A 3,338-nucleotide genomic window follows, 5' to 3' on the forward strand; every position below is an offset into this window, starting at 1 on the left:
CAGGGCGTGCTGAAGCCGCAGGCCCGCGCGTCCCTGCTGCGAGGCGGCGACGTCGCCGCGTTCTCCCTTGCCGCCGCCGGCATTCTGCATGGCATGGCTTTCGTCGAAAATGATGACTCCATCGAAATCGGAGCCCAACCAATCCACGATCTGCCGCACCCGCGAAACCTTCTCGCCGCGGTCGTCGGACCGTAGCGTAGCGTAGGTGGAAAATAGGACGCCTTCGGTGAGCGTGATCTGCTTGCCCTGGGCGAATCGCGAGAGTGGTGTGATCAGCAGCCGCTCCATGCCGAGTGCCGACCAGTCGCGCTGTGCGTCCTCGATCAGCTTGTCGGATTTGGAGATCCAGACGGCCTTGCGGCGACCGCGCAGCCAGTTGTCGAGGATGATGCCGGCAGACTGACGCCCCTTGCCCGCGCCGGTGCCATCGCCGAGCATGAAACCCCGGCGGAAGCGCACCGCGCCTGCCGCATCCTCGGGCGCCGCGCTGACATTGTCGTAGGTCGCGTCGACGGTCCAGGCCCCCGCCAGATAGTCGGCATGGGCCTCGCCCGCATAGATCACCGTCTCGAGCTGAGCATCGGACAGGCGCTCATGGATGTCGACGGGCAGCATTGGCCGATAGGACGGGCGGGGCGGTGCAACCGAGGCCATGGCGGCGGATTGCACCAGCTTGGTCGGATGCGGCTGCGCACCGGGAATCCGCAGGGATTGCAGCGCATATTCCTCGTAGATGGCGTCCGACAGCCGCGCCCCTTCAGGCGGCGACCAGTCGAGCGCCTCGTAGGTCAGCTCCACGCCGTCAGGATCGCTGGCCGGGTCCGCGACAGGACGCATCGCAGCCGAGCGGGTGAGATAACCGCGCACGGTCTTCGGCGCGGCGGTCGAGGCAGAAACGGCAACCTTCGGCAATGCGACCGGCAGGCGCGGCGGCACCTGGGTCTCGACCCAGTGCAGCAGCGTCGCGACATCCGGGGCCATGCCCGGCGAGGCCTGGAAGAGCGACGGATCCTCGGCGGGCAGCTTGTCGATGACGGTCAGCCGCGTGTCGATACTGGTGCCGTGCCTGGCATAGACTGCGCCGTCGACAGTCGCGGTGAACATCACCCGCCCGCGTTCCTGCAATCGAGCAAACGCTTCGCGCCAGGCAGGCACGTCAGGGCCGAAGTTCGCGCCCGTGATCGCGACCAGTCGGCCACCGGGGACAAGCCGGTTGAGCGCCGAGGCGACGTGCCGATAAGCCGCATCGGCCATGCGCCCGGTGACATTGGCCATGACCGAGAACGGTGGATTCATCAGCACCACGGATGGGACGGCAGCAGGCGCGAGGTGATCGTCGATCTGGGCGGCATCGAACCGGGTAACGGGATTGGCTGGAAAGAGGGAGGACAGCAAATCGGCGCGGGTCTCGGTCAGTTCATTGAGGATCAGCGATCCGCCGGCAGTCTGCGCCAGGATCGCCATCAGCCCGGTGCCGGCCGAAGGCTCCAATACCACATCATCCGGCGTGATCGCGGCCGCACTCAGCGCCGCGAAGCCCAGCGGGACCGGTGTGCTGAACTGCTGGAAATTCTGGCTTTCTTCCGAGCGCCGCGTATGCGTCGGCAGTAACCCGGCGATCTTCGTGAGCGCGTCGAGCCGTGCAGCCGGAGACGCGGTTTTACGGAAAAGCGCGTTGCCGTATTTGCGCAGGAACAGGACGGTCGCGACCTCGCAGGCGTCATAGGCCGCCTTCCAGCCCCAGGCGCCGGTGGCGTCGGAGCCTCGACAAGCGGTTTCCATGGCGGCGCGCAGGACGATCGCATCGATGCGCCGGCCGTGTTCGAGATGGGGGAGCAGGAGATTGGCGGCGGCCAGGATAGCCGACGCAGGGGCAAGCGGCGCGACCGGACCGGCCGCGGGGGAAGCCATGTTCATGAGAGGGGACCTCGGGAGAGCGGGAACGGGAGAGCCCGGCCAGCGCTCTCTCGACCGCCCGGACTCGCCCCGTCCCGGCAGGCCTCTCACTCTGAGTATCGCGACATACAAAAAGCGCCCCGACCAGACGGTGGGGCGCTTCTCGATCAACCGAAGCGGCGACCGGCCTCGGTGAAGGTGTAGTCGTTTGCGAGAATGGTTTCGTCGACGGCCTTGTCGGACGAGAGATAGTCATATTCCCGTTCGAGCTGGCGATAGAGCCAGCGGGCAAGATCGCGCAGCACCTCGATCACCGCATCTTCGGCATCGGCCGTCATGTCCTGCCAGACCGGGCCGTCGCGCTCGACCGAGATCACCATGCAGTATTCGTGATAGTAGTGCCCGCGATGGGCAATCTCGGCGCGAAGTTGGTAAAAGTTGCGCCGCTGGATCGCTTGAAATGCATCTGCGATCTGGTGCAGGGCGCCATCCTGCGGGGCATAGTCCCGGATGCGTTTCGCCGCACCCTTCGCATAGGACCAGAAGCCTTCGTAGCAGGCCCCGTCCCCTTGCGACCAGAAACCCCGGAACCAGATGCACGGTTCCTGCCGCGTGCCCCCACCATAGAGACGAACGGGCCGGGTCTTGAGGGAAATGCCGAGGATTTCCGCGATCCGCTGGAAATCCTCATAGACGGCATCATACCAGTCGTAGTCAAAGCCGCCCTCGCGATACCAGGCGCGAGCCTTCTCCTTCGCAGCGTCGGAAAGCTCGTCGAGACGATAGACGGTGGTTTCGATGATCTCAGGCATGAGCGTCACCTCCGTCCAGCACGGTGGCGAGCCAGCCATCGGTATAGATCCAGTCCACTGTCTCGCCGGTGGCGAGGTCGAGCACATGCGCTCCGCCCCCGAAGCCATCGAGACGCGGCTTCGAACAGGTGTTGGCGTATTGCATGCCCCATCGCCCGGTCAGGCCGAACTCGGCCGCGCAGCGCTTGACGAACTGGATGACATGCTCGGGATCGCCAGTGCCGTCATCGCGCATCCAGAGATGCGAGCCGCCATGCTCGGGCTGGATCGACAACGTGAACCCATCCGAGGGCGGATCCTCGCCGGCGTTCTCGTCAGACAGGGCATTGTAGAGTTCGAGCGCGCAGGTGGCGTTCTCGGGGGTGCCCACATCGAGCAGGCAGGAGAAATGCGTGTAATAGTCAGCCATGACGGCCTCCGGACATGACAAGGCCCGGCGCGAGACCGGGCCGAATGGATGGGAATGGATGGAAGATCAGGCGGCCCGCGGCAGGCTGAGCAGCTCGGCGGCGGTCTCCCGCCAGAACGGATCGACGAGCCGCGCCTCGAGCAGGCTGGCGCGGTAGCGCAGGTCGCGCGCCGATCCGTGCTCCCCGTGCCCTGACGCGGCGAAAGCCATGCCGCGCAGAC

The 3,338-nt window shown here is 65.9% G+C and carries 3 protein-coding genes; all 3 read right to left on the bottom strand.

The features are described from left to right. On the bottom strand, positions 1 to 1,917 hold a 1,917-nt coding region (locus HUS57_RS09940; RefSeq protein ID WP_173933294.1), incomplete at its 3' end, for a strawberry notch family protein. A 146-nt stretch (positions 1,918 to 2,063) separates the two neighbouring features. After that, the gene (locus tag HUS57_RS09945) at positions 2,064 to 2,708 is read right to left on the bottom strand and encodes an antitoxin of toxin-antitoxin stability system (protein WP_173933296.1); all 645 of its coding nucleotides are present in this window, start codon (positions 2,706 to 2,708) and stop codon (positions 2,064 to 2,066) included. Then, a complete protein-coding gene (locus HUS57_RS09950) occupies positions 2,701 to 3,117 on the bottom strand; it encodes a hypothetical protein (protein ID WP_137390456.1) in 417 nt (138 codons plus the stop codon). Before HUS57_RS09950 ends, HUS57_RS09945 begins: the two co-directional genes overlap by 8 nt. Between the last annotated feature and the right edge of the window lie 221 nt (positions 3,118 to 3,338).

The sequence above is a fragment of the Chelativorans sp. Marseille-P2723 genome (assembly GCF_902809845.1).
In the GTDB taxonomy this organism is placed as follows: domain Bacteria; phylum Pseudomonadota; class Alphaproteobacteria; order Rhizobiales; family Rhizobiaceae; genus Chelativorans.

Excerpts from the sequence above, each read along its gene's own strand:
- HUS57_RS09945 (WP_173933296.1), bottom strand. The coding sequence starts at position 2,708 with ATGCCTGAGATCATCGAAACCACCGTCTATCGTCTCGACGAGCTTTCC.
- HUS57_RS09950 (WP_137390456.1), bottom strand. The coding sequence starts at position 3,117 with ATGGCTGACTATTACACGCATTTCTCCTGCCTGCTCGATGTGGGCACC.